Source organism: Variovorax sp. E3 (assembly GCF_016082275.1).
In the GTDB taxonomy this organism is placed as follows: domain Bacteria; phylum Pseudomonadota; class Gammaproteobacteria; order Burkholderiales; family Burkholderiaceae_C; genus Variovorax.
The window spans coordinates 1-24,169 of record NZ_MOWM01000065.1 but is presented as its reverse complement, the minus strand read 5'-3'; the positions used below and the strand labels follow the sequence as shown (position 1 = coordinate 24,169).

The window sequence follows — 24,169 nt, the reverse complement described above, 5'->3', positions numbered from 1 at the left end:
CTCGCCCTGCCACAGGCGTGTGACAGAGTCGTGAAAAACCGCGCAAGTGTAATGGGAGGGCGGAACCGGACCGGGCCGACGGGGTACCCGCCGGCCGGCTGTCAGTTGCGGATGCGCTCGATGACCTGGCCCGAAACGCGCGACAGCGCCACGCGCGGCACCTTGTCGGGCGCGATTTCGGCCAGCGGCTTCAGCACGAAGGCCCGCTCGCGCATGCGGGGATGCGGCAGGGTCAGCGTGGGGGTGTCGATGACGGAATTGCCGTGCATCAGCAGGTCGAGGTCGAGCGTGCGCGGCGCGTTGGGGAACGGGCGCTCGCGGCCGGCCTGCGTTTCGAGGCGCTGCATGGCGATGAGCAACTGCTCGGCGTCCAGCCCCGTGCGCAGGGCCACCACGGCGTTGATGAAATCGGGGCCCGTGGCATCGACCGGCGCGCTGCGGTACAGCGACGAGCGCGCCGTGACCTGGGTGCGCTGCAGGGCGCCCAGGGCGTCCATGGCGGCCTTGACGGTGGCCTCGGCATCGCCCAGGTTGGCGCCGATGGCGACGAAGGCCTGCACGGTCGGGTAGTCCTCGCGCACGCGGCGCGGAGCGGGCCTGGAGGGAGCTCGCCGTGCCGGTGGCGCGCCCTTGGCGCCCGCGGGTTTGGCGCCCGCCGGTTTCACGCCGGCCGGCTTGCCGCCCGCAGGCTTCGCACCGGTCGATTTGGCGGCCGCGCCGCGCGGCGGCTTCCCCTTGGGGGTGCCGCTGTTCTTGCCGTCCTTCGGCTTGTCGGACGCGCTCATTCGCCTGCGGCGCTCCCGCCGCCCTCACCGCCGCTGCCACTACCGGCGGGACGCGGCTTGCGGCGGCGCCGACGCTTGCGCGGCACGGCCTCGCCGTCGGGCGGCACGGCGCCGGCCTCGACTTCCACTTCGTCCCCGGCATCCGAGTCGGTCGTGTTGCTTTGGCGCGCCACGGGTTCGTTGCGCAGCTTGGCCGGCGCGGCGGTATCGCGCACGCGCACGCGCTGGCGGCCCTTCTGCTCTTCGCGCACCTGCTCGAGCAGGTCCTGGCGGCGCACGTCGTCGGCGGTGCTGAATTCCTGCCACCACTCGGCAATCGCCTCGCTCACCTCGCCCACGTCGGCGCGCAGGCGCATGAAGTCGAAGGCGGCGCGAAAGCGCGCCTGCTCGACCAGGCTGTAGGGCGTGGAGCCGGTGCGCTTGTCGAAGCGCGGCTGCATCATCCAGATCTCGCGCATGTCGGCGGCCAGCTTGCCGCGACCCGACACGTCGCCGATGCGGGAATTGAACACGTCGTCGATGGCGTCCTGCAGCGCCGGGAACGGCGCCTGCGGGCGCTGGCCGCGCTGGCCTTCCTGGCGCTGGGCCCAGCCGTCGCGCACGTCGGCCCACAGCACGCAGGCCAGCAGGAAGCTGGGCGCCACGGGCTTGCCCTCGCCCACGCGGCGGTCGGTGTCCTGCAGGGCGGCCTTCACGAAGGGCTGGTCGGCGCGCTCCACCACCACGTCCAGCAGCGGGTAGATGCCGCGCGCCAGTCCGAGCTTGTTGAGTTGCTCGACCGTTGCGATGGCATGGCCGGTCTGCAACAACTTGAGCATTTCGTCGAACAGGCGACTCTGCGGCACGTCGGCCAGGAGCTTGCTCGACTCGATCAGCGGGGCGGCTGTCTTGGCTTCCATCTTGAAGCCCAGGGCCGCGAGCTTGGCCGAGAAGCGGATGGCGCGAATGATGCGCACCGGGTCTTCGCGGTAGCGCGTGGCCGGGTCGCCGATCATGCGCAGCGTGAGCTTCTGGGCGTCCTTGATGCCGTTGTGATAGTCGACCACGACCTGGTTGGCCGGGTCGTAGTACATGGCGTTCACGGTGAAGTCGCGGCGCGCCGCGTCTTCTTCCTGCGGGCCCCAGACGTTGTCGCGCAGCACGCGGCCGCTGGCGTCCACGGCGTGCTTCATGCTGGCGAGCTCGCCCTTGCTGGTGCGCTCGTTGCCGGCGACCTGTTCGGCGGCGGTGTTGTCCATGTAGGCGCGGAAGGTCGAGACCTCGATCACCTCGTGCTCGCGCCCCCGGCCGTACACCACGTGCACGATGCGAAAACGCCGCCCGATGATGAAGGCACGGCGAAACAGCGACTTGACCTGCTCGGGCGTGGCGTTGGTGGCCACGTCGAAGTCCTTCGGGCGCAGCCCCAGCAGCAGGTCGCGCACCGCGCCGCCCACCACGTAGGCCTCGTAGCCCGCCTGCTGCAGCGTGGTGACCACGTTCTTCGCGCGTTCGTCGACCAGGGCCGGATCGATCTTGTGAACCTCCGCCGGCACCTCCTGGCGCTTGCCGAAGCGGCTCTTGCCCTGTGCGCCGGCGGCGGTCTTGCCGAGCAGCTTGTCGATGAATTTCTTGATCATTGTTGGTTGAAAGCCTAGTTCGCTCTTATTCGTTCTCGAGCATGGAGCGGATCAGCGGAATGGTGATCGCGCGTTGGGTCTGCAGGGCGTAGCCGTCGAGCTGCGAGAGCAGCTCCATCAGGCTGCCCAGGTCGCGGCTGAAGCGATGCAGCATGTAGTCGAGCACGTCGTCGGACAGCATCACGCCGCGCGCGTCGGCGGCCTGGCGCAGCACCGCGCGGCGTTCGCTTTCGCTCAGCACCTGCAGGTGGAAGACATGGCCCCAGCCCAGGCGGGTGCGCAGGTCTTCGCGCAGCGGCAGGTCGGCCGGCGGCAAGGCGCCGGCGGCGACCACGCCGCGCTGCAGGGTCTGTGCGTTGACGAACCAGTTGAAGGCCGCGTGCTGCTGCACCGCGGTGTAGAGGTGGACGTCGTCGAGCAGGACGGCGCCCCAGCGCTCGTCGAACTCGGGCGGCTCCAGCAGACCGGCGTGGAGCCAGCCCACGCTGGCGCCCTGCTCGCGCAGTGCGACACGCACCGATTCGAGCAGATGGCTCTTGCCGCTGCCGCCTTCGCCCCACAAGTAGGTCGGCACCGGCGAGTGCAGCGCAGGGCTGCCGGCGCCGCCCACCCACACTTGCAGGTGTCGCAGCGCCGCCTCGTTGGGGCCGGCAAAAAAGGCGTCGAAGCTGGGGCCCGTCGCAATGCCGATATCGAGCGCGAGCTGTTTCATCCCGGGAAGGTTCATGGAGGGGGCCGCGAGGGCCCTTAAAATCGTGAGGAATTCTATCGGCCCGGCCACCATGGTTACCGGCGCCTCCTTCAGCTCCTGCTCTTCGCACCCTTTCGCGTCCTTCCTGACCTCGACCACCCATGACCTCCCCTACGCCCACCCCGCTCAGCTACAAGGATGCCGGTGTCGATATCGATGCCGGTGACGCCCTGGTCGACCGCATCAAGCCGCTGGCCAAAAAGACCATGCGCGAAGGCGTGCTGGCCGGCATCGGCGGCTTCGGCGCCCTGTTCGAGGTGCCCAAGCGCTACAAGGAGCCGGTGCTGGTGAGCGGCACCGACGGCGTGGGCACCAAGCTCAAGCTGGCTTTCGAGTGGAACATGCACGACACGGTCGGCATCGACCTGGTGGCCATGAGCGTGAACGACGTGCTGGTGCAAGGCGCCGAGCCCCTGTTCTTCCTGGACTACTTCGCCTGCGGCAAGCTCGACGTGGACACGGCGGCCGCCGTGGTCGGCGGCATCGCCCGCGGCTGCGAACTGTCGGGTTGCGCGCTCATCGGCGGCGAAACCGCCGAAATGCCCGGCATGTACCCGGCCGGCGAATACGACCTGGCCGGCTTTGCGGTCGGCGCGGTCGAAAAGTCGAAAATCCTCACGGGCCAGAACGTCAAGCCCGGCGACGTGGTGCTGGGCCTGGCCTCGGCCGGCGTGCACTCCAACGGGTTCAGCCTGGTGCGCAAGGTCATCGAACGCGCCGGCGCCGACCTGCCCGCCACGCTCGACGGCAAGCCCTTCCGCGAAGCCGTGATGGAGCCCACCCACCTGTACGTGAAGCCCGTGCTCGAGGCGCTGGGCAAGCACCCGATCAAGGCGCTGGCGCACATCACCGGCGGCGGCCTGCTCGAGAACATCCCGCGCGTGCTGCCCGAAGGCACGGCCGCCCACCTCAAGAAGGGCAGCTGGCCGCAGACCGAGCTGTTCGCCTGGCTGCAGAAGGTGGCCGGCATCGACGACATCGAGATGAACCGCACCTTCAACAACGGCATCGGCATGGTGGTCGTGATCGACGCGGCCGAAGCCGCCGCCTGCGCCGCCACCTTGCGCGCCGCCGGCGAATCGGTGCATGAAATCGGCGTGATCGCCGCGCGCGGCGAAGGCGCCGCGGTGGTCGCCGGCTGACCGCCGGCTGCTCCGTCCCCACGTCCTGAGCAAAGAGCACCCGACACCCGGATGGCCAAGAAGCCGCAACCCATCACCCCCGCCGTTCCCGCGGTCTCCGCGCACCGCCCGACCGCCTCGCGCGGCGTGATGGTTGCAAGCTACCTGCTGATGCTGGCGGCCTTGCTGCTGGTGATGTGGGAGCACCTGCTGCCGGGGCTGCTGTGCGTGTGCATCGGCTTCCTGGCCACGCGCTGGTTCGCGCGGGCGCTGTCCGGCGGGCTGCGGCGCATTCCGCCGCTGGGCAAGCGCCCCGAGCGGGCCGACGGCTGGGCCGGCGTGCTGGCCGTCATTCTGGTGCTGGTGGGGCCGATCGCGCTGCTCACGCTGCTGCTGTCGCAAGCCCGCGAATACATCGTCGACGCGCCCGACCAGTACCGCGAACTGCTCGACTACACGGCGCGCACCGTGCTCGAGCTGCGCTCCAAGCTGCCCGGCGAAATCGCGGCCTACCTGCCCGAGGGCGCCGCCGAAATCCAGCGCGTGATCGCCAACTACCTGCGCGCGCAGGCCGGTTCGCTGGCCATGGCGGGCCGCGCATGGCTGCACGGGCTGCTCTTTTCCTATGTGGGGCTGATCGTCGGCGCACTGGCGGCCGTGTCCCATGCGTCGCTGCGCCGCCTGCCGCTGGCCGAACAGCTGCACCAGCGCGTGCAGACCTTCGGCGAGGCCTTCGGCCAGATCGTGGCGGCCCAGTTCTGGATCGCGGCCTTCAACACGCTGCTGACCGCCATCTTTTTGCTCTTCATCATGCCGATGTGGGGCGCGCACCTGCCGTACACGCCGGCGCTCATCACCCTCACCTTCGTGGCGGGGCTGGTGCCGATCGTCGGCAACCTGGTGTGCAACTCGGTGATCACGCTGGTGGGGCTGTCGGTTTCGCCGGTCACGGCGGCGGCTTGCCTGATCTTCCTGATCGTGATCCACAAGGCCGAGTACGTCATCAACGCCAAGGTGGTCGCGCCCGCACGCAGATGAGCGTGTGGGAGCTGCTGGCCGTGATGTTCGTGGCCGAGGCCGTGTTCGGCCCGGCCGGGCTGGTGGCGGCGCCGCTGTACTACGCGTACCTGAAGAAAGAGCTGCAGGCGGCTGCGCTGGTCTGAGACGATTTTCCGGGCAGCGATGTCCGGAACTGATCGATTCTGGTCCGCCCCGGCACGGACTGCCGGCTGGCCACCTGGAAGAATAGGCAGCATCATCCACTTCGCACCTTGCGAGCCGCCGCCATGAAAACCTGTCTGATTGTGATCGACGCCCAGGAGTCGTTCCGCCAGCGCCCCTACTGGAACGAAAGCCTGGCCGCCGCCTATCTCCGCGCCCAGAACGCCCTCGTCGAAGGCTGCGCCGCCGCCGGCCTGCCGATCGTGCGGGTCTTCCACACCGACGAACCGTCAGACGCGAGCAACCCCTTCGCGGTCGAGTCGGGCCATGTGCGCCCCCTTGCCGGGCTCGCGCACTTCGAGGCCGCGGCCACCTTCACCAAGCACCGCCACAGCGCGCTGGTCAACAGCGGGCTCGACGTCTGGCTCACGCAGAACGGCATCGGCCGCCTGATCGTGAGCGGCATCCGCACCGAGCAGTGCTGCGAAACCACCACGCGCCACGCCTCGGACCTGGGCTGGGAGGTCGACTACGTGACCGACGCCACGCTGACCTTCGACATGCTGCAGCCCGACGGCCAGCCGCTGTCGGCCGCCGACATCAAGACCCGCACCGCCACCGTGCTGCACGGCCGCTTCGCCACCGTGTGCACCGTGGCGCAGGCGCTGGAACGGGCCGTGGCATGAGCGCCTTGCGCGTGCTGATCCTGGCCTTCGACGGCGTCGAGGCGCTCGATTTCGCCGGCCCTTTCGAGGTGTTCACCACCGCGAGCCGCGTCAGCCAGCGCTTGAAGCCGGGCACGGCCGCGCCCTTCGAGGTGGCCTCGGTCGCCCTCGGCCAGCCCGTGCAGGCGCGCGCCGGCCTGCAACTGCTGGCCAACCACACGCTCACGAACAGCCCGAAGGCCGACGTGCTGATCGTCCCCGGCGGCGTGGTCGACGCGCCGCTGGCGAGCCCCGACACCCTGCGCTGGATCGCACACAACGCGGCCGGCGCCCAGGTCGTCGCCTCGGTCTGCACCGGCGCCTTCCTGCTGGCCGCCAGCGGCGTGGTGACCGACGACGCCGTCACCACCCACTGGGAAGACATTGCCGACCTGCGCGCGCAGTTCCCGGCGCTCGACGTGCGCGAAGGCGTGCGCTGGGTCGACAACGGCCGCGTCGTCAGCTCGGCCGGCATCAGCGCCGGCATCGACATGAGCCTGCACCTCGTCGAACGGCTGGCCGGCCGCGAACTGGCCGAGCGCACCGCGCGCCAGATGGACTACACGTGGACCCACGGCCCATCCGCGTAGTCTTCGCGCTCCTGCCCGGCAGCCTCGTGCTCGACTGGGCCGGCCCGGCCGAGGCGTTGCGCATCGCCAACCAGCGGCTGAGCGCCATGGGGCAGCCCGAGCGCTTCGCGATCGAATTCGCGAGCCCCCGGCCGACCGCGACGGCTCGGTCGGCGTCGAACTCGCCGGGCTCTCTCCCCTGCCCACGCAATGGAGCGGCCCCGGCTGGGTGGTGCTGGTCGGCCTGCCCGGCGACAGCATCGCCATCGACAACCCCGAGGCGCAAGACCTGCTGCACTGGCTGCGCGGCCTGCGCTTCGAACGTGGTGGGCTGGAGCTGGTGACGATTTGCGCCGGCGCCGTGCTGGCCGCGCATGCCGGCGCGCTGGCGGGCCGGCGCGCCACCACGCATCACCACCACCTGGGCGAGTTGCGCACGGTGGAGCCGCGCTGCGACGTCGTCAGCAACCGCGTGTTCGTGATCGACCCGCCGCTCTACAGCAGCGCGGGCGTGACGACCGGCATCGACCTCGTGCTGCACCGCATCGCCGAGCTGTGCGGCGAAGCGCTGGCGGCGCAGGTCGCGCAAACCATGGTGGTGGCGCTGCGGCGCGGCCCGCACGACCCCGAGCTGTCGCCCTTCCTGGCCTACCGCAACCACTTGCATGCCGCGCTGCACCGCGTGCAGGACGCGGTCAGCGAGCAGCCGCAGGCCGACTGGAGCGTGCCGCGCATGGCCGAGGTGGCCCACACCTCGGCGCGACACCTCACGCGGCTGTTCGTGGAGCATGCGGGCGTGGCGCCGCTGGCTTATTTGCGGCGGCTGCGGCTGGCGGCGGCGCAGCTCGCGCTGGCGTCGGGCGCGAGCGTCACGCGGGCGGCGGAGCAGTCGGGCTTCGGCTCCGACACGCAGCTGCGCCGCGCGTGGCACCAGTTCGGGTTGCCCGGTTCGCCCTCGGAAGCGAACGCGTCCTTCAGGGCCTGACGGCGCTCAGTGCCAGAGGCCCGCCGGCGCGGGGCCGGGCACGCGCAGCAGCTTGTCGTCGCCGATCTCGAGCAGCCGGTTCGCCGCGTAGCTGTTCTGCGAATCCGGCTCCAGCGCCGCACTGACCAGCGGGGACAGCGGCTGCGCCAGCGACACGTAGAAGCTTCCCGGCTGCACCACCGCGCGCCCGGTGCGCGGCCGCACGCGGAAAGCGCGGATCGCCTCGCCGTCTTCGATGGCGCCGCGCGCGTCCTGCCGCTGGCCGTCGATCTGGGAAAGAATTTCGTAGCGTTCCACCTGCCACGGCGCCGCGCTGTCGATGCGCTCCACGCGCACGCCCAGCATCTGCAGGCGCTGCACCGCCACGGTCTCGCTGGCGGCCAGCAGGTAGCCGCAGGGGCGCGGGCGCGCGGTCGCCACCTTCAGCGGCTCGGCGGCGCGCCATTCGACGTCGACGGCCTTGTCTTCCCCGCTCTTCGCGTCGAGAAACTCGAGCCGCTGCCGCGTCGGCGTCTGCCACGCCTCGACCACGAGTTCGCCATGGCAGGCCTCGGCCCGCGCGCGCTGGCCGGCCTGCGCGGTGAGCTGCACCAGCGCCGGCCCCTGCCTGGCGGCGGTCTCGATGACGGTGGTCGCGGCCAGCACCTGGGTCTGCACGCGGCGCGCGAAGTGCGCCCGGCCCAGCCCCACGCCGCGCACTTCGAGCAGCAGGCTCACGGCCTGGCGCAGCGCGCTCACGTTGCGGCCGGTGTCGGGCTGCACGCCGCCCATCGACACGCTGCGGTCCGACGACTTGCCGCCGGACGTGGTGTGGTACTTGAAGCCCTGCAACCCGGCCTGCGTGAACGCCGTCTGGATGGCGTCGACGTAGTCGCGCTGCGCGCTCGCCGCGATGGCCGGGTCGAGGTTGCCCACGGTGGCGGGCTGCAGCAGGCCGTCGTACTTCATGACGGCGCCGAACTTGTCGATCCAGCGGCCGCCGACCGTGAACTCGTGCAGGTCGAGCACCACCTGCGGCCGGTAGCGCAGCGTGATGGCCGCGAGCGTGCGCGCCTCGGGCGTGCGCAGCAGCAGGTGATCGCGGTTCACGTCGATGCCGTTGGCGGTGACGCGGGTGAAGTGCTCGGCGCCGTCGGGGTTGCCGCGCGGCACCAGCACGAGGTTGACCTTCTGCAGCAGGGCCGCGCCCGGCCCGCTGGCGAACTGCTGCGCCAGCACCAGCACCGCCTCGCCGCCCGCCGGTTCGTTGCCGTGCTGCTGGCCGATCACCATCACGGTGGGCCGCATCGGGTCGAAGCGGCCCTGGTCGGCGAGCAGCACCAGCGGCATTTCGCGGCCCTGCTGCGAATTGCCGAGCCGCTCGATGCGCACGTTCGGCGACTGCCGCGCGAGGTCATCCAGAAACGCCAGCACCTCGGCGTGCGAAGGAAAGTCGGAGCGCCCGGCGCGAAAGCCCGGCGTGGAGAAGCTCACCGGCGGGTCGGGAAAGCGCGCCGCGATGGCGGCCGGCTCGGTCCACATTTTCGAAGCATCGAACTGGGCCTGGGCCGCGCCAGCGGCAAGCAAGGCGAGGCCGGACACACACAGGAATCGGAGGGTTGGAACACTGGGCATGGCGCGCATTTTCCTCTTGCACGCGCGACGCGGCTTCAGCAGTCGTTCAGCTCATTCGAGGGCATGGCAGGCCCGCGCGCGCGCCAGCAGCAGCGCCCGCTCGCGCGTGTTGCGCGTGAGCGCGGCGGCGCGGTCGAACTCCTTGCGGGCCTCGTCGCGGCGGCCGAGCTTGAAGAGCAGGTCGCCGCGCACGGTCGGCAGCAGGTGGTAGCCCTTGAGCGCGGGTTCGTCCATGAGCGCGTCGACCACTTCCAGCCCGGTCGCCGGCCCGAAGGCCATCGACAACGCGACGGCGCGATTGAGCTCGACGATGGGCGAAGGCGAGAGCTCGGCCAGCGCGTCGTAGAGCGCGGCGATGCGGCCCCAGTCGGTTTCGTCGGCGGTGCGCGCGCGGCCGTGGCAGGCGGCGATGGCGGCCTGCAGCGCATAGGGGCCGAGCGCGCCGCCCAGCGACTCGGCGCGGGCGAGCGCGGCCAGCCCCCGGCGGATCAGCATCTGGTCCCAGCGCGCGCGGTTCTGCTCGAGCAGCAGCACCGGCTCGCCCGAGGCGCCGACGCGCGCCGCCGTGCGCGAGGCCTGGATTTCCATCAGCGCGACAAGGCCGTGCACCTCGCCTCGCGGGGAACCAGCTCGGCCACGATGCGGCCCAGGCGCATGGCTTCGTCGCACAGCGCGGGGCGCATCCAGTCGTCGCCGGCGGTGGCCGAATAGCCTTCGTTGAAGATCAGGTAGAGCACTTCGAGCACCGAGGCCAGGCGCGCTTCGAGCTCGTGCCGGCGCGGCACCTCGAAGGGCACGCGCGCCTCGGCCAGCGTGCGCTTGGCGCGCACGATGCGCTGCGCCACGGTGGCTTCGGGCACGAGGAAGGCGCGCGCGATTTCGTCGGTGGTGAGGCCGCCCATCAATCGCAGCGTGAGCGCCACGCGGGCCTCGGTCGACAGCACCGGGTGGCAGGCGGTGAACACCAGGCGCAGCAGGTCGTCGCCGATGTCGTCGTCCAGGGCCGCGTCGACCGCGTCGGCGAAATCGGCCTGTGCGATGTCGTGTTGCGCGTCGATCTCGCGGCCGATTTCGCCGGCCTTGTGCTCGGCCAGCTGCAGGTGGCGCAGCCGGTCGAGCGCGCGGCGCTTGGCCACGGCGGTGAGCCAGGCGGCGGGGTTGTCGGGCACGCCGGCTTCGGGCCATTGCTCGAGGGCGGCCACCAGCGCGTCCTGCGCCAGCTCTTCGGCCAGGCCCACGTCGCGCACCATGCGCGCGACGGTGGCGATGATCCTGGCCGACTCCATGCGCCACACCGCGTCGATGGCGCGATGAATGGCGCCTTGGGCGGCGCCCCCGCTGCCCCCGGCGCTCACGTCAGCCGGGCTTCTTGCGCGACTGCATCGCCGGGAACTCGGTCGCCACCGCCTGCAGGGCCGGCGGGAAGTCGCTGAGCTCCTGCACCTGGCGCACCTCGACGACCTCGTTCTCGCCGCCGGGGCAGCGCGCGGCCCAGGCAATGGCTTCCTCGCGCGAAGCCACGTCGATCACCCAGTAGCCGCCGAGCACTTCCTTGGCCTCGGCGAAGGGGCCGTCGACGATCTTCGGCTTGCCGCCCTTGAAGCTCACCCGCGCGCCCATCGACGGCGGATGCAGGCCGTCGCAGTTGATCAGCACGCCGGCCTTCTGCAGCGACTCGTTGTAGGCCATCATGGCCGCCATGGCCTTGGCGTCTTCGGGCATGGTGCCCGGCGCCGCGGTTTCATAGCCCTTGGGAATCATCAGCATCATGAAGCGCATGGTGTTTCTCCTCAGCGGCCCGCGGCCTGGGCGGCGGATTCGGCCCGCAGGCGGTCTTCCTGCGCGAGCAACTCGGGCGTCATCGAATCGCCGAAGTCGGTGGCTTCGAACACCTGGCGGATCTCGATCTCGCCCTCCTGGAAGGGGCTGCGCTTGATCCACTCGATGGCCTCCTCGCGCGACTTGCACTGCAGGATCCAGAAGCCGGCCAGCAGCTCCTTGGTTTCGGCGAACGGGCCGTCGATGACGGTGCGCTTGGTCGGGCCTTCGCAGCGCACGCGCACGCCCTTGGACGTGGGGTGCAGGCCTTCGCCGGCCAGCAGCACGCCGGCCTTGACCAGCTCTTCGTTGAACTTGCCCATGGCGGTGAGAATTTCGGTGCTGGGCATCACGCCGGCTTCGGAATCGCGGTTGGCCTTGACCAGAATCATGAATCGCATGTCGTTTCTCCTGAAGGTTGATGAGGCGGGGAGCGGCTGAAAACCGCCTGCTCCTGTTCACACGTCGGACGAGCGGAAGGCGGATCGACACGTTCGCGTCGATCTATTTGTAATTTTGTGTTTCAAAAACCCCGCGGCGCCCGCTCAGGGCAGGTAGCCGCAGAAGCGCAGCACGTGGCCGTCCGGCTCGCGGATCGCGAACTCGCGCAGGCCCCAGGGCTGGGACACGGGCGCCTCGACGACGGTCACGCCGCGCTTCACGTAGGCGGCGTGCAGGCCGTCGATGTCCTTGCCCACGTGGATCACGATTTCGCCGCGCCAGGGCACGGCCCCGCGCGTGTTGCACTGCCACAGCCGCAGGTAGACGGGGTCGCCGTAGCTGCGATCGCCCTTCTTCACCCGGGCATAGCTGGGCGGCTCGCCGGCGATGAAGTCGAGTTCGAAGCCCAGCACGTCACGGAACCAGCGCGCGGCGCGGGAGACGTCGGACACCGGCAGCACCGGCTGCACGCCGTGGAATTCGTGCAGGGTGCCCAGGTCGGGGGCCGGGCTCACGCCGGTTTGGGCGGCCATTTTTCAGTCTCTGCCCTGCGTGGCCGCTGACCGGCAACGCACGCCAAGACAAGGCCCGGAGCGCCGTTTCATCCTAGGCCATGCGGCGCAGGGTGGCGACGCGCTCGGCGATCGCGTCGATGTCCAGCGCGTCCTCGGCCCGCGCCAGGTAGGTTTCCAGGTCGCGCACCGCCTGTGTCGTGTTGCCCTGCTCGGCATGGGCGATGCCGCGGTCGCGGTACTCGCCCCAGGCGCTGGGCAGCAGCGCGATCAGCCGGTCTTGCACGGCGATGACGCGCTGCCAGTCTTCCTGCGCGTGGTGCACTTCCTTCAGGTTGCGCAGCATGCGGGCGATGATTTCCCGCGAACTGGCCGGCTGCAGGTACAGGCCCAGCGGCACGTCGAAATCGCCGACCAGGCCGTTGCTGCGCTTGTACGGCTCGAGCCGCTCGCCCAGCTCTTCGCGCGACAGCGACTTGCCGGTGAACGGGTCGATCACCACCTGCCCCTTGGGCAGCGTCACCTTGAGCATGAAGTGCCCCGGAAAACCGATGCCGCGCGCCTGCAGGCCCAGGCCCTGCGCCAGCTCCATCCACAGCACCGCCAGCGAAATCGGAATGCCGCGGCGGGTGCGCAGCACGGCGTTCAGGTAGCTGTTGTCGGGGTCGTAGTAGTCGTTGAGGTTGCCGCCGAAGTTCAGGTCGTTGAAGAAGAACTGGTTCAGCGCGCGCAGCCGGGCCAGCGGCGCGGCGTCGGCCGGCAGGCGCCGCTTGAGGCGGGCCAGCAGCTGGTCGATATCGCCCAGCACCTGCTGCACGTCGAGGTCGGGGTATTCGTCCTGCGCCAGGCTGGCGGCGGCTTCGAGCAGCGGAAAGTGATCGTCGCTGCGAACCAGCGATTCGAAATACTCCAGTGCGGTGGGAACCTGAAAGCTGAACGTCATGTGTCTTTGTAGAGGAGCCCGCCCCGAGCGTCAAGGCACGGGCGCGGCCTCAGCGGCGAAGGAAGCTGCGCAGCCGCACGCCCACCGCCGTCAGCACGGCGAAATAGAGCAGCGCGGCGCCGGCGATCAGCGCGGCCAGCAGGCCGATGCGCTGCAAGCGATGCTCGCGCAGGGCGATCCAGTCGAAATGGCCCGAGCCCCAGACCAGCAGGCCGCTCAGCACCGCGGTGCCAATGAGCACCTGCAGCGCGAACTTGCCCCAGCCCGGCTCGGGCTTGTAGCTGCCGCGGCGCATCAGGCCGACCAGCAGCCAGGTCGAATTGACCAGCGCGCCGATGGCGATGGTCAGGGTCAGCGCCGCGTGCTGCAGCACCGGCACCAGAAAGACATTGAGAACCTGCGTCAGCACCAGCACACCCACGGCGATGAGCATCGGCGTGCGCGTGTCGTGCTTGGCGTAGTAGCCGGGCGCCAGCACCTTCACGGCCACGATGCCGACCAGCCCGACGCCGTAGCCCATCAGCGCCATCGTGGTGTGGGCCACGTCGACGTCCTTGTAGGCGCCGTTGTGAAACAGCACCGCCACCAGCGGCTTGGCGAACAGCAGCAGCGCCACCGCGCACGGGGCCGACAGCAGCACGACCAGGCGCAGGCCCCAGTCGAGCAGCGACGAATAGCGCGCGTCGTCCTTGGCGGCGCGGGCCATGGCCAACTGCGGCATCAGCACCACGCCCAGCGCCACGCCCAGCATGGCGGTCGGGAACTCCATCAGCCGGTCGGCGTTGGTGATCCAGGTGACGCTGCCCTCGGCCAGGTGCGAGGCGATCTGCGTATTGATGAGCAGCGAGATCTGCGCCACGCTCACGCCCAGCAGCGCGGGCAGCATGAGCTTGAGCACCTTGCGCGTGGTGGGGTCGGTCCACGCGGTGCGCAGCGCCTTGAAGCTCGCGCCGATGCGCGGCATCAGCCCGAGCTTGCGCAGCGCCGGAATCTGCAGCGCCAGCTGCAGCACCCCGCCCACCAGCACGCCCACGCACTGTGCGTAGATCGGCTCGATGCCCCAGCGGCGAAACAGCGGCGCGCCCACCGCGATCGACAGGATCAGCGCGATGTTCAGCAGCACCGGCGACGCTGCCGGCACCGCGAACTTGCGCCAGGTGTTCAGGATGCCGCCCGCCAGCGCGACCAGCGACATGAAGCCGATGTACGGGAACATCCAGCGCGTCATGACCACGGCCGCGTCGAAGCCGGCCAGCCCGCTGGCCATGGCCCAGACCATCAGCGGCGCGCCCACCACGCCGGCCACGCACAGCACCACCAGCGTCCAGGTAAGCAGCGTGGCGACGTGGTCGATCAGTTCCCGGGCGCCCTCCTGCCCGGCTTCGGTCTTGCGCGCGGCCAGCACCGGCACGAAGGCCTGGCTGAAGGCGCCTTCGCCGAACACCCGGCGAAACAGGTTGGGAATGCGAAAAGCGACGTTGAAGGCATCGGTCAGCGCACTGACGCCGAAAACCGAGGCGAACAGCACGTCGCGCACGAGGCCCGTGATCCGCGAAGCGAGGGTCAGCAGGGAGACGGTGGAGGCGGATTTGAGCAGAGACACGGGGGCCGAGTGTAGGCCCCGGCACGGGCCGAAACAGGCCGATTCGGGCGCGAATTGGGCGAAATGGCGAACCCGGCCTATAATGGAGGGCTTTGCTGCATCATCCTCAGACACCTAAGGAACTAAATCATGGCATCCGCCAAGCCCAAGAAAAAGAACCCGCGCCTCGCCTCCGGCCGTAAGCGCGTCCGCCAGGCACCAAGCTCAACGCTGCGAACACCTCGCTGCGCTCCAAATACCGTACCGCTGTCAAGAACGTCGAAAAGGCTGTTCTGGCTGGCGACAAGACCAAGGCAAGCGAACTGTTCGCGAAGGCCCAGAGCATCGTCGACACCGTCGCCGACAAGGGCATCTTCCACAAGAACAAGGCAGCCCGTGACAAGAGCCGCCTGTCGGCCAAGGTCAAGGCCCTCGCCCTGGCGCCTGAAAAGGCCGCCGCCTGACACCTGTCAGGCAAGCCCGGGCCGGAATTCTCCGGTCCGCCGTTTGATCGGGGTGCGCTGCAGCAAAGTGTAAAAAACCGCCTTCGGGCGGTTTTTTCATGGGCGATCGGTTTGGGGGGCCGCTGAGAGCCGGGAAGGCCTAGGGGGTCTTGGGGGGCTCGACGGGAATCACGGGCGCGGCCGGATCCGAGCGCACGGCGGCGGCCACCGGCGTTTGCGCGACCTTCGGCACGGCCGGCGCGGGCGGGGCCGGCGACACGTCGGACACCTGCAGGTCGTTGTCCTTGGCGAAGTTCACGCAGAAGTCCCAGGCCATGGGCTCGGCATCGCGCAGGTCGCGGTTCACGATCACGCACTTCACGCCGTTGATCGAGGTGGGCACGCACCATGGGGAATAGCTCAGGTAGCTGCCCGGAAAGGCGCCACCAGGGCGGAAAGAGCTCATGACGCCGGCCAGACGCTCGGCCCAATCGCTCGGGCGAAAAGTGCGTCCATCGCGGGTGATGCCCTGGATGAAGATTTCTTTGGCAGTGGGGGAAATCATCGTTGATTGAAGCGACCGGAACAGGTGCTGCGGTGCAGCACACGATTCTATCCGCGCCACTTTTTGCATCCTGAACAGCAGGCATTGCTGTAATGCGGAATCCTCAACGAAGCTGTCAAAGCGCACGCCAGAATTCGGCTTCCCTATCTGGAGAACCCGAATGAGCGCTACCGCCCAGCCCACCTCGCCCCACGTCATGAACACCTACGGTCGCCTGCCGATCGCACTGTCGCACGGTCAGGGCTGCCGAGTCTGGGACACCGCGGGCAAGGCCTACATCGACGGCCTCGGCGGCATCGCCGTGAACACGCTGGGCCACAACCACCCCGAGCTGGTGCCCGCCCTTCACGACCAGCTGACCAAGCTGATCCACAGCTCCAACTACTACCACGTTCCCGGCCAGGAACAGCTGGCCGCCAAGCTGACCGAGCTGTCGGGCCTGACCAACGCGTTCTTCTGCTCCACCGGCCTGGAAGCCAACGAAGCCGCCCTGAAGCTGGCGCGCAAGTTCGGCCATGACAAGGGCATCGAGCGCCCCGAGATCGTGGTCTACGAAGCCGCCTTCCACGGCCGCAGCATCGCCACCCTGTCGGCCACCGGCAACCCCAAGGTGCAGGCCGGCTTCGGCCCGCTGGTCGAGGGCTTCATCCGCGTGCCGCTGAACGACATCGAGGCGCTGAAAAAAGCCACCCAGGGCAACCCCAACGTGGTGGCCGTGTTCTTCGAGACCATCCAGGGCGAAGGCGGCATCCACCCGATGCGCGTCGAATACCTCAAGCAGGTGCGCGCGCTGTGCGACGAGCGCGACTGGCTCATGATGATCGACGAAGTGCAATGCGGCATGGGTCGCACCGGCAAGTGGTTCGCCCACCAGTGGGCCGGCATCAAGCCCGACGTCATGCCGCTGGCCAAGGGCCTGGGCTCGGGCGTGCCGATCGGCGCCGTGGTGGCCGGCCCCAAGGCCGCGAACATCTTCGGCCCTGGCAACCACGGCACCACCTTCGGCGGCAACCCGCTGGCCATGCGCGCCGGTGTCGAGACCATCCGCATCATGGAAGAGCACAAGCTGCTCGAGAACGCCGCCACCGTGGGCGCCCACCTGAAGGCCGCGCTGGAGCGCGAAATCGGCGGCCTGCCGGGCGTGAAGGACATCCGCGGCCAGGGCCTGATGCTGGGCATCGAGCTCGACCGTCCGTGCGGCGTCATCCTGAACCGCGCCTGCGACGCCGGCCTGCTGCTGAGCGTCACGGCCGACAAGGTGATCCGCCTCGTGCCGCCGCTCATCCTGAGCGTTGCCGAGGCCGACGAAATCGTCGCCATCCTCGCGCCTCTGGTCAAAGCCTTCCTTTCGGAGCCTGCCGCGAAATGACGACCGCCTCGACCCCGAACACCATCCGGCACTACCTGCAGTTCGCCGACTTCACGGCCGACGAATACGCCTACCTCTTCGACCGCATGGCGGTCATCAAGAAGAAGTTCAAGACCTACGAGAAGCACCAGCCGCTGGTCGACCGCACGCTGGCCATGATCTTCGAGAAGGCCAGCACGCGCACCCGCGTGAGCTTCGAGGCCGGCATGTACCAGCTCGGCGGCAGCGTGGTCCACCTGACCACCGGCGACAGCCAGCTGGGCCGCGCCGAGCCCATCGAGGACAGCGCCAAGGTCATCAGCCGCATGGTCGACATCGTGATGATCCGCACCTACGAGCAGACCAAGATCGACGCCTTCGCGGCGCACTCGCGCGTGCCCGTCATCAACGGCCTGACCAACGAGTTCCACCCCTGCCAGATCCTGGCGGACATCTTCACGTACATCGAGCATCGCGGATCGATCCAGGGCAAGACCGTCGCGTGGGTGGGCGACGGCAACAACATGGCCAACACCTGGCTGCAGGCCGCCGAGATCCTGGGCTTCACGGTGCACGTGAGCACGCCCAGCGGCTACGAGGTCGACCAGTCGATCGCCGGCATCCGCTCGGGCGACAGCTACAAGGTCTTCAAGGACCCGATGGAAGCCTGCCGCGGCGCCGACCTCGTCACCACCGACGTCTGGACCAGCATGGGCTACGAGGCCGAGAACGAGGCCCGCCGCAAGGCCTTTGCCGACTGGTGCGTCGACGAGGACATGATGCGCGTGGCCCAACCCGGTGCCCTCTTCATGCACTGCCTGCCCGCCCACCGCGGCGAGGAAGTGCAGGCCGAGGTCATCGACGGACCGCAGTCGGTGGTGTGGGACGAGGCGGAGAACCGCCTGCACGCGCAGAAGGCGCTCATGGAGTTCCTGCTCCTGGGCAAGCTCTGACCTTCCTTCTGAATGTCCGACCTGTCCGATTGCCAGCAATGCGGTGCCTGCTGCGCCAGCTACCGCGTCGACTTCAGCGTGCATGAACTCGACGACAACGGCGGCCGCGTCCCCTCGGGCCTGGCCGTCGAGGTGAACGACGCCATCTGCCGCATGCGCGGCACCGACCACACGCCCATGCGCTGCGCCGCCCTCACCGGCAAGATCGGCCAGACCGTGGGCTGCGGCATCTACGAATGGCGGCCCAACCCCTGCCACGAACTGCAGGCCGGCAGCGACGCCTGCGAACGCGCCCGCGCGCGCCACGGCCTGCCCGCGCTGTCTTCGCTGCACTGACGCGTTCAACTCGTCACGCGGTGTGTTGGAAATAACCGACACCACGACCCCTCGCCCGGCGCTACCTTCGCGCCATGCTCCATCACATCAGCAACGCATCTGGGACATTTCGCCGCCCGTGCATGAAGGCGCGCCGGTGTTTCCGGGCGACACGCCCTACCAGCAGCGCTGGGCCGCGACCATCTCTCCGGGCTGCCCGGTGAACGTCAGCGAGATCAAGCTCTCGCCCCACGTCGGCGCCCATGCCGACGCGCCGCTGCACTACGACCCCGACGGCCAGACCATCGGCAATGTCGACCTCACGCCCTTTCTCGGCCCCTGCCGCGTGATCCACGCGATTGCACAAGGCCCGCTGATCGAGTGGGAACACATTGCCCACGCCGTCGACAGCACCCTGCCCCAGCGCGTGCTGGTGCGCACCTACGCCACCATGCCCGTGGGCCACTGGGACCCGCAGCTCGCGGCCTATGCGCCCGCCACCGTGGAGCGCCTCGCGGCCATGGGCGTGAAGCTCATCGGCATCGACACCGCCAGCATCGACCCGGCCGACAGCAAGACGCTGGAGAGCCACCAACGCATCCGCCGCCTCGACCTGCGCGTGCTCGAGAACCTCGTGCTCGACGACGTGCCCGAGGGCGACTACGAACTCATCGCGCTGCCGCTGAAGCTGGTCAGCGCCGATGCCTCCCCCGTTCGCGCCGTGCTGCGCGAACTCTCACGCTGAAACCTCCACCATGACGACCCTTGCAGATTGCCGCGCGCTCGACGCGCAAGACCCGCTGCGCGCCCTGCGCGACCAATTCACCATTCCTGCCGATGTGCTGTACCTCGACGCAACTCGCTCGGCGTGATGCCCAAGGCCGCGCCCGCGCGCATCGCCGAAGTGGTGACCAAGGAATGGGGCGAAGGCCTGATCCGCTCGTGGAACACCGCGAGCTGGTTCGACCTGCCGCAGCGCCTGGGCGACAAGGTGGCCCGCGTGATCGGCGCCGCGCCCGGCGAAGTGGTGTGCACCGACAGCACCTCGGTCAACCTCTACAAGGTGCTGTTCGCGGCGCTGTCGCAGCAAAAGGACAGTGGCCGCAAGCTGGTGGTGAGCGAACGCAGCAACTTCCCCACCGACCTGTACATCGCCGAGTCGCTGTGCCGCGAACGCGGCTTCACGCTGAAGCTGATCGACGCGAGCGAACTCCCGGGCGTACTGACCGACGAGGTTGCGGTGCTGATGCTCACGCACGTCAACTACCGCACCGGCGCCATGCACGACATGAAGGCCGTCACCGCCGCCGCGCACGCCGTGGGCGCGCTCACCGTGTGGGACCTGGCGCACAGCGCGGGCGCCGTGCCCGTGGCGCTGAACGACAGCAATGCCGACTACGCCATCGGCTGCGGCTACAAGTACCTCAACGGCGGCCCCGGCGCGCCCGCCTTTGCGTGGGTCAACACCCGGCACGCGGGCCAGTTCGAGCAGCCGCTGTCGGGCTGGTGGGGCCACGCGGCGCCCTTCGAGTTCACGCCGCACTACCGCCCCGCGCCGGGCGTCGGCCGCTACCTGTGCGGCACGCAGCCGATCATTGCGCTGGCCGGGCTCGAGTGCGGGCTCGACACGGTGCTGGCAGCCGAAGCCTTCAACGGCGCGAACGGCGCCATGGCCGCGCTGCGCGCCAAGTCGCTCGCGCTCACCGACCTGTTCATCGCGCTGGTCGAAGAACGTTGCGCAGGCCAGGGCCTGTCGCTCGTCACGCCGCGCGATCATTCGAAGCGCGGCTCGCAGGTCTGCCTCAGCCGCGAGGAAGGCGCCTATGCCATCGTGCAGGCGCTGATCGCGCGCGGCGTCATCGGCGACTACCGCGCCGGCGATTCGCAGATGCCCGACATCCTGCGCTTCGGCTTCACGCCGCTGTACATCGGCTTCGAGGACGTGTGGAACTCGGTCGAACACCTCGTGCAGGTGCTCGAGTCCGGCGAGTGGAAGCGCGAGGAATTCAACCGCAAGAACGCGGTGACCTGACATGAAACACCGCGTCTTCGCATTCCTCGCATCGCTGTGCATGCTGGCGGCTCCCGCCCTTGCGCAGCAACCCGACTTCACGCTCGACCAGCTCAAGGCCTTCGTCGCGCTCGCGCCCGATGCCTTCCGCCAGCAGGTCAAGAGCCAGGGCTTTTCCTATGCCGACAAGACCGTCACCGACGAGGTCAGCATGATCGAGTACGAAAAGTTCGTCGACGGGCAGACCACGCATCTCATGAAGTCCACGTACGTGGAAAGCCGCGCCGGCGAGAACAGCATCCAGCTGTCGCTGACCGACAAGGCCGCCTTCGAGCGGCTGGTCAAGGAGGCCCGCGCCGCGGGCTACGCACCGGCCGACAAGGGCCGCATTCCCGGTGGCGACACCTACCAGGAGTTCAAGCGCAAGAACGAAGTCGTGCGCTTCGTCTACCCGAAGAAGACATCGGGCATGGGCCTTCCCTCCTATACCGCCGTGGTCTGGCGATGATCCGCGAGCAGACACCCTCATGAGCACCGAAAAAATCGTCCACGAAGAAAAGGCGCAACTGGACTTCAGCAAGTCCATGAGCTACGGCGACTACCTGCACCTCGACGAGATCCTCAACGCGCAGCATCCGCTTTCGCCCGCGCACGACGAGATGCTGTTCATCGTGCAGCACCAGACCAGCGAGCTCTGGATGAAGCTCATGCTGCACGAGCTGCGCGCCGCCACCTCCTGCATCGCCGAAGAGAAACTGGCCGACGCCTTCAAGATGCTGGCTCGCGTGAGCCGCATCATGGAACAGCTGGTGAGCGCATGGACCGTGCTCTCGACCATGACGCCGCCCGAGTACACGGCCATGCGCCCGTACCTTGCCAATTCGAGCGGCTTCCAGAGCGCGCAGTACCGCTGCATCGAGTTCGCGCTGGGCAACAAGAACGCCGCCATGCTCAAGCCGCACGCGCACCGCGCCGACCTGCTCGCGCAAGTCGACGCCGCCTACCGCGCGCCATCGCTCTACGACGAGTCGCTGCGCCTGCTGGCGCGCCACGGCCTGCCCGTGCCGGCCGACCGGCTGGAACGCGACTGGACGCAGCCCTACGAGTCGAGCGACGGCGTCGAGGCCGCATGGCTCGTGGTCTACCGCAACCCGCACGATCACTGGGACCTGTACCAGCTCGGCGAAAAGCTCACCGACCTCGAAGACGCCTTCCGCCTCTGGCGCTTCCGCCACGTGACCACGGTCGAGCGCGTGATCGGCTTCAAGCGCGGCACCGGCGGCACGGGCGGTGTGAGCTATCTGCGCAAGATGCTCGACGTGGTGTTGTTCCCTGAGATCTGGAAGCTGCGCACCGATCTGTAGCCCGAAAGTCCCCGCACGAAAAGCGGCCCCTACAATCCGCGCGCACCGGCACTTCAAGACTCGACAAGGCTTTGCGATTCGTCGTTCGGCCTTGTGCTGCGGGGTAACCCCGTGGTGGATGGATGGCTACCCGTTCCGGCGCGCAAGCGGGACTGCGCTTTCGCGCAGCGCAGCTGGCGCATCACCGGCTGGTTGAAGGGCCGTGGCCACCCCTCTTCAACGGCTTCGCGGCCCATCTCACTCATGACGCGTGAACTGAGCTACAGGGAATGGTTGGCGCGCAGCCTCGCGCGGGCCCTGCTCGCCGACGCCAGGCAGCCCGGCGGCACCGCGCCCGGCGCGTTGCGCGCGCGGGCCGCCGCCACGCTCGGCGGCGACGCGCCCTGGCTCAAGCCGCTGGCGGAAGCGCTCGGCAACCGCTCGCAGTCCACATGGCGGCGCAGCGATCTGCCCGCGCTGGCGAACGCGATCCACGAGATGCCCGAGTTCGATGCCGCCTTCGAGCAGGACAAACTGCCGCGCGTGCGCCGCATCATCCTGCGGCCCGCCGAGATGCTCCCGCGCCCGACGGGGCTGGACCACTTCGCGTTGCCGAACATTCCGACGCTGGCCGAACTCGCGCAATGGCTCGAGTTGGATGCGGACCGGCTCGCCTGGCTCACCTCGCCCGCGCAGGCGTTTCGCGCACCCGACGACGCCAGCGGCCAGCCGGCATCGCACTACCGCTACCAGTTGCAGCCCAAGCGCCTCGGCGGCCTGCGCCTGCTCGAAATCCCCAAGGCCGACCTGAAGCGCGCGCAGCGCCGCGTCCTCGACGACCTGCTGCGGCATGTGCCCGTGCACGAAGCGGCGCACGGCTTCGTGCCGGGCCGCTCGGTCGCGAGCCACGCGGCCGCGCACACGGGCAGGGACGTGGTGATCGGCTTCGACCTGCGCGACTTCTTCACCGCCATACGTGCCTCGCGCGTGCATGCGACCTTTCGCACGCTGGGCTATCCCGAAGGCGTGGCACGCGCTCTTGCCGCACTGTGCACGCACCGCACCGATGCCGCCGTCATCGAGCGGTTGCGCGACGACGGCGGCCTCGACTGGATGGGCGCCAAGCGTCTTGCCGCGCCACACCTGCCGCAAGGCTCGCCCTGCTCGCCCGCGCTGGCCAACCTCTGCGCGTTCCGGCTCGACCTGCGGCTCGAAGGCCTCGCATGGGTCTTCGGCGCCACCTACACGCGCTACGCGGACGACCTGGTGTTCTCGGGCCCGGCCTCTTTGCGCGCGCAGTTCAATGCGCTGCGCGCGTGGGTCGACGGCATCGCGGCCGACGAAGGTTTCGAGCTTCATCCGCGCAAGGTGCGCTGCATGCCGACGCACCGCCAGCAGCGCGTGACCGGCGTGGTCGTCAACGACAAGGCCAACGCGCCGCGCGAGGATTTCGACCGCCTCAAAGCCGTGCTGCACCGCTGCGCATTGCATGGCCCCGCGAGCCAGAACCGCGAGCGGCACGCCGACTTTCGCGCGTACCTGCTGGGCCGCATCGCGTGGATCGGCCAGCTCAACACAGCGCGCAAGACACGGCTGATGCGCCTCTTCGAGCGCATCGAATGGACCGGCCCCATGCAAACGCCCTCATGAGGCTGGGGTGGTCCGGATTGCTCCGCGAGCGCAAAGCGCTACAGTTTTGAAAACAACGGAGGCCCCTGCCATGCACGACGACATCCGGTTCACACCCGACGAGCTCTCCACCCTGCGCGAACACGGCGTCGTGCTGTTCGCAAGCCGCGTGATCTTCGACGCGCAGCCGCCGATGCCGCAGGCGCAGATCGCCGCGGTGCAGGCACTGTGCGCGGGCCCGCTGCCGGGCGGGCTGCTCGCGCTGTGGGAAACCACCGCGGGCGGGCGGCTCGACTACGACCTGTCGCTCGAGATGAGCGGCAATCGCGAAGGCATCAGCTGGACCGAGCTGTTCTGGAACGGCAGCGACGGCTATCACGACCTGCAAGGCTGGATCGACCACGAACAGGAACTGGCCGAGGAAGCCGCCAAGGAAAACGGCACGCCCTGGAGCGGCAAGCTCACGCACCTGCCCATCGGCGGCTTCGAGTACACCGACCGCGTCTACGCGGTGGTCGAGCCCGGTGCCGAGCACGGCCAGATCGTCGCGTGGAAGAAAGGCCTGCCGCCGGCCTGGACGCACGCGCTGCACGAAGACAGTGTGAACACCATCGCGCCCGACCTCATGGCCGCCTTCGCGGCGCTGCGCCTGGACGAAGACCCGCTGGCGCCGGCGGGCGACTACTTCTCGGGCCAGACGCTGCTCGAATACCTCGCGACCGGCACGAAGAGCACGGGCTCGACCTCGACCTGATGGACAAGCTCGTGGCCTTCTATTCCCGCGCCGTGGTCGACTGGCGCACGCCGCTGGCCGAGGGCACGCTGCGCCACACGCCGTCGCTCGCGCGCGTGGCGCTGCGCCATGCCATCGCCACCGACGACGCCGACCTGATCGCCGGGCTCGCGGCGGCCGGCGTGGCCTTCGACGGCCCGCTACAAGGCAGCGCGCTGGCCACC

At 69.1% G+C, this 24,169-nt stretch carries 21 protein-coding genes and 6 pseudogenes; 16 read left to right on the top strand and 11 right to left on the bottom strand.

Annotated elements, in window-relative coordinates; translation table 11 throughout:
* Nucleotides 1-101: 101 nt before the first annotated feature.
* From folK to hda, 3 genes are read right to left on the bottom strand one after another with little or no spacing between them, the layout of a single operon-like run.
* A complete protein-coding gene (folK, locus tag BMG07_RS21870) occupies nt 102-785 on the bottom strand; it encodes a 2-amino-4-hydroxy-6-hydroxymethyldihydropteridine diphosphokinase (protein WP_198086310.1) in 684 nt (227 codons plus the stop codon).
* Nucleotides 782-2,404, bottom strand: coding sequence for a polynucleotide adenylyltransferase PcnB (pcnB, locus tag BMG07_RS21865; RefSeq protein WP_198086309.1), 1,623 nt, complete (start codon nt 2,402-2,404; stop codon nt 782-784). The genes folK and pcnB overlap by 4 nt, the downstream gene beginning before the upstream one ends.
* 25 nt (nt 2,405-2,429) lie before the next feature.
* Nucleotides 2,430-3,116 (bottom strand): DnaA regulatory inactivator Hda, encoded by a 687-nt coding sequence (gene hda / locus BMG07_RS21860; protein WP_307867038.1) that lies wholly within the window; start codon nt 3,114-3,116, stop codon nt 2,430-2,432.
* Nucleotides 3,117-3,256: 140 nt separating this feature from the next.
* Here hda and purM point away from each other — a divergent pair, with 140 nt between their 5' ends.
* The 5 genes and pseudogenes from purM to BMG07_RS21835 all read left to right on the top strand — a co-directional run bounded on the left by purM (nt 3,257) and on the right by BMG07_RS21835 (nt 7,695).
* The gene (gene purM / locus BMG07_RS21855; protein ID WP_198086307.1) at nt 3,257-4,297 is read left to right on the top strand and encodes a phosphoribosylformylglycinamidine cyclo-ligase; all 1,041 of its coding nucleotides are present in this window, start codon (nt 3,257-3,259) and stop codon (nt 4,295-4,297) included.
* A gap of 51 nt (nt 4,298-4,348) precedes the next feature.
* Nucleotides 4,349-5,439: pseudogene (locus BMG07_RS21850) on the top strand (AI-2E family transporter).
* A 123-nt stretch (nt 5,440-5,562) separates the two neighbouring features.
* On the top strand, nt 5,563-6,123 hold the full coding sequence (locus BMG07_RS21845) for a cysteine hydrolase family protein (protein WP_198086306.1): 561 nt from the start codon (nt 5,563-5,565) through the stop codon (nt 6,121-6,123).
* Nucleotides 6,120-6,731 (top strand): DJ-1/PfpI family protein, encoded by a 612-nt coding sequence (locus tag BMG07_RS21840; protein ID WP_198086305.1) that lies wholly within the window; start codon nt 6,120-6,122, stop codon nt 6,729-6,731. Before BMG07_RS21845 ends, BMG07_RS21840 begins: the two co-directional genes overlap by 4 nt.
* Nucleotides 6,707-7,695: pseudogene (locus tag BMG07_RS21835) on the top strand (GlxA family transcriptional regulator). Before BMG07_RS21840 ends, BMG07_RS21835 begins: the two are co-directional and overlap by 25 nt.
* 6 nt (nt 7,696-7,701) lie before the next feature.
* Here BMG07_RS21835 and BMG07_RS21830 read toward each other — a convergent pair.
* The 7 genes and pseudogenes from BMG07_RS21830 to murJ form a co-directional block, all read right to left on the bottom strand.
* Nucleotides 7,702-9,276, bottom strand: coding sequence for a M14 family metallocarboxypeptidase (locus BMG07_RS21830; protein ID WP_198086304.1), 1,575 nt, complete (start codon nt 9,274-9,276; stop codon nt 7,702-7,704).
* Between the two features lie 84 nt (nt 9,277-9,360).
* Nucleotides 9,361-10,595: pseudogene (locus BMG07_RS21825) on the bottom strand (RNA polymerase sigma factor).
* Between the two features lie 70 nt (nt 10,596-10,665).
* Complete coding sequence (locus BMG07_RS21820) at nt 10,666-11,088, bottom strand: YciI family protein (protein ID WP_198086303.1); 423 nt, start codon at nt 11,086-11,088, stop codon at nt 10,666-10,668.
* Nucleotides 11,089-11,099: 11 nt separating this feature from the next.
* The gene (locus BMG07_RS21815) at nt 11,100-11,528 is read right to left on the bottom strand and encodes a YciI family protein (protein ID WP_198086302.1); all 429 of its coding nucleotides are present in this window, start codon (nt 11,526-11,528) and stop codon (nt 11,100-11,102) included.
* A 144-nt stretch (nt 11,529-11,672) separates the two neighbouring features.
* Nucleotides 11,673-12,101 carry a VOC family protein gene (locus BMG07_RS21810; RefSeq protein WP_198086301.1) on the bottom strand — a complete coding sequence of 143 codons (429 nt, stop codon included), beginning with the start codon at nt 12,099-12,101 and terminating at the stop codon, nt 11,673-11,675.
* 73 nt (nt 12,102-12,174) lie between these two features.
* The gene (locus BMG07_RS21805; RefSeq protein ID WP_198086300.1) at nt 12,175-13,023 is read right to left on the bottom strand and encodes a SirB1 family protein; all 849 of its coding nucleotides are present in this window, start codon (nt 13,021-13,023) and stop codon (nt 12,175-12,177) included.
* A 49-nt stretch (nt 13,024-13,072) separates the two neighbouring features.
* A complete protein-coding gene (gene murJ, locus BMG07_RS21800; RefSeq protein WP_198086299.1) occupies nt 13,073-14,626 on the bottom strand; it encodes a murein biosynthesis integral membrane protein MurJ in 1,554 nt (517 codons plus the stop codon).
* A gap of 129 nt (nt 14,627-14,755) precedes the next feature.
* Between murJ and rpsT the strand changes: the two are divergent.
* Nucleotides 14,756-15,069, top strand: a pseudogene (rpsT, locus tag BMG07_RS21795) (30S ribosomal protein S20).
* A gap of 139 nt (nt 15,070-15,208) precedes the next feature.
* Here rpsT and BMG07_RS21790 read toward each other — a convergent pair.
* On the bottom strand, nt 15,209-15,613 hold the full coding sequence (locus tag BMG07_RS21790; RefSeq protein ID WP_198086298.1) for a DUF3579 domain-containing protein: 405 nt from the start codon (nt 15,611-15,613) through the stop codon (nt 15,209-15,211).
* A 160-nt stretch (nt 15,614-15,773) separates the two neighbouring features.
* Here BMG07_RS21790 and BMG07_RS21785 point away from each other — a divergent pair, with 160 nt between their 5' ends.
* The 10 genes and pseudogenes from BMG07_RS21785 to BMG07_RS42600 all read left to right on the top strand — a co-directional run.
* The gene (locus BMG07_RS21785) at nt 15,774-16,982 is read left to right on the top strand and encodes an aspartate aminotransferase family protein (RefSeq protein WP_198086297.1); all 1,209 of its coding nucleotides are present in this window, start codon (nt 15,774-15,776) and stop codon (nt 16,980-16,982) included.
* Nucleotides 16,979-17,914, top strand: a complete 936-nt coding sequence (argF, locus tag BMG07_RS21780) for an ornithine carbamoyltransferase (RefSeq protein ID WP_198086296.1) — start codon at nt 16,979-16,981, stop codon at nt 17,912-17,914. The genes BMG07_RS21785 and argF overlap by 4 nt, the downstream gene beginning before the upstream one ends.
* A 21-nt stretch (nt 17,915-17,935) precedes the next feature.
* On the top strand, nt 17,936-18,250 hold the full coding sequence (locus BMG07_RS21775; RefSeq protein ID WP_198086321.1) for a YkgJ family cysteine cluster protein: 315 nt from the start codon (nt 17,936-17,938) through the stop codon (nt 18,248-18,250).
* A gap of 97 nt (nt 18,251-18,347) precedes the next feature.
* The gene (kynB, locus tag BMG07_RS21770) at nt 18,348-18,974 is read left to right on the top strand and encodes an arylformamidase (RefSeq protein ID WP_198086320.1); all 627 of its coding nucleotides are present in this window, start codon (nt 18,348-18,350) and stop codon (nt 18,972-18,974) included.
* Nucleotides 18,975-18,984: 10 nt separating this feature from the next.
* Nucleotides 18,985-20,261, top strand: a pseudogene (kynU, locus tag BMG07_RS21765) (kynureninase).
* A gap of 1 nt (nt 20,262) precedes the next feature.
* On the top strand, nt 20,263-20,748 hold the full coding sequence (locus BMG07_RS21760; protein WP_198086295.1) for a hypothetical protein: 486 nt from the start codon (nt 20,263-20,265) through the stop codon (nt 20,746-20,748).
* Nucleotides 20,749-20,767: 19 nt separating this feature from the next.
* A complete protein-coding gene (gene kynA, locus BMG07_RS21755; protein ID WP_198086294.1) occupies nt 20,768-21,604 on the top strand; it encodes a tryptophan 2,3-dioxygenase in 837 nt (278 codons plus the stop codon).
* Nucleotides 21,605-21,847: 243 nt separating this feature from the next.
* Complete coding sequence (locus BMG07_RS21750) at nt 21,848-23,233, top strand: reverse transcriptase family protein (RefSeq protein WP_198086293.1); 1,386 nt, start codon at nt 21,848-21,850, stop codon at nt 23,231-23,233.
* A 70-nt stretch (nt 23,234-23,303) separates the two neighbouring features.
* A complete protein-coding gene (locus tag BMG07_RS21745; protein WP_269759259.1) occupies nt 23,304-23,966 on the top strand; it encodes a hypothetical protein in 663 nt (220 codons plus the stop codon).
* Nucleotides 23,966-24,169, top strand: a pseudogene (locus BMG07_RS42600) (SMI1/KNR4 family protein); the annotation flags it as partial. The gene BMG07_RS21745 and the pseudogene BMG07_RS42600, both read left to right, overlap by 1 nt.

Coding starts and splice junctions, on each gene's coding strand:
- folK (WP_198086310.1), bottom strand. CDS start 785: ATGAGCGCGTCCGACAAGCCGAAGGACGGCAAGAACAGCGGCACCCCC.
- kynA (WP_198086294.1), top strand. CDS start 20,768: ATGAGCACCGAAAAAATCGTCCACGAAGAAAAGGCGCAACTGGACTTC.
- BMG07_RS21820 (WP_198086303.1), bottom strand. CDS start 11,088: ATGCGCTTCATGATGCTGATGATTCCCAAGGGCTATGAAACCGCGGCG.
- BMG07_RS21805 (WP_198086300.1), bottom strand. CDS start 13,023: ATGACGTTCAGCTTTCAGGTTCCCACCGCACTGGAGTATTTCGAATCG.
- argF (WP_198086296.1), top strand. CDS start 16,979: ATGACGACCGCCTCGACCCCGAACACCATCCGGCACTACCTGCAGTTC.
- BMG07_RS21815 (WP_198086302.1), bottom strand. CDS start 11,528: ATGCGATTCATGATTCTGGTCAAGGCCAACCGCGATTCCGAAGCCGGC.
- BMG07_RS21785 (WP_198086297.1), top strand. CDS start 15,774: ATGAGCGCTACCGCCCAGCCCACCTCGCCCCACGTCATGAACACCTAC.
- BMG07_RS21790 (WP_198086298.1), bottom strand. CDS start 15,613: ATGATTTCCCCCACTGCCAAAGAAATCTTCATCCAGGGCATCACCCGC.
- hda (WP_307867038.1), bottom strand. CDS start 3,116: ATGAAACAGCTCGCGCTCGATATCGGCATTGCGACGGGCCCCAGCTTC.
- BMG07_RS21750 (WP_198086293.1), top strand. CDS start 21,848: ATGACGCGTGAACTGAGCTACAGGGAATGGTTGGCGCGCAGCCTCGCG.
- purM (WP_198086307.1), top strand. CDS start 3,257: ATGACCTCCCCTACGCCCACCCCGCTCAGCTACAAGGATGCCGGTGTC.
- BMG07_RS21760 (WP_198086295.1), top strand. CDS start 20,263: ATGAAACACCGCGTCTTCGCATTCCTCGCATCGCTGTGCATGCTGGCG.
- BMG07_RS21745 (WP_269759259.1), top strand. CDS start 23,304: ATGCACGACGACATCCGGTTCACACCCGACGAGCTCTCCACCCTGCGC.
- BMG07_RS21840 (WP_198086305.1), top strand. CDS start 6,120: ATGAGCGCCTTGCGCGTGCTGATCCTGGCCTTCGACGGCGTCGAGGCG.
- BMG07_RS21810 (WP_198086301.1), bottom strand. CDS start 12,101: ATGGCCGCCCAAACCGGCGTGAGCCCGGCCCCCGACCTGGGCACCCTG.
- pcnB (WP_198086309.1), bottom strand. CDS start 2,404: ATGATCAAGAAATTCATCGACAAGCTGCTCGGCAAGACCGCCGCCGGC.
- BMG07_RS21845 (WP_198086306.1), top strand. CDS start 5,563: ATGAAAACCTGTCTGATTGTGATCGACGCCCAGGAGTCGTTCCGCCAG.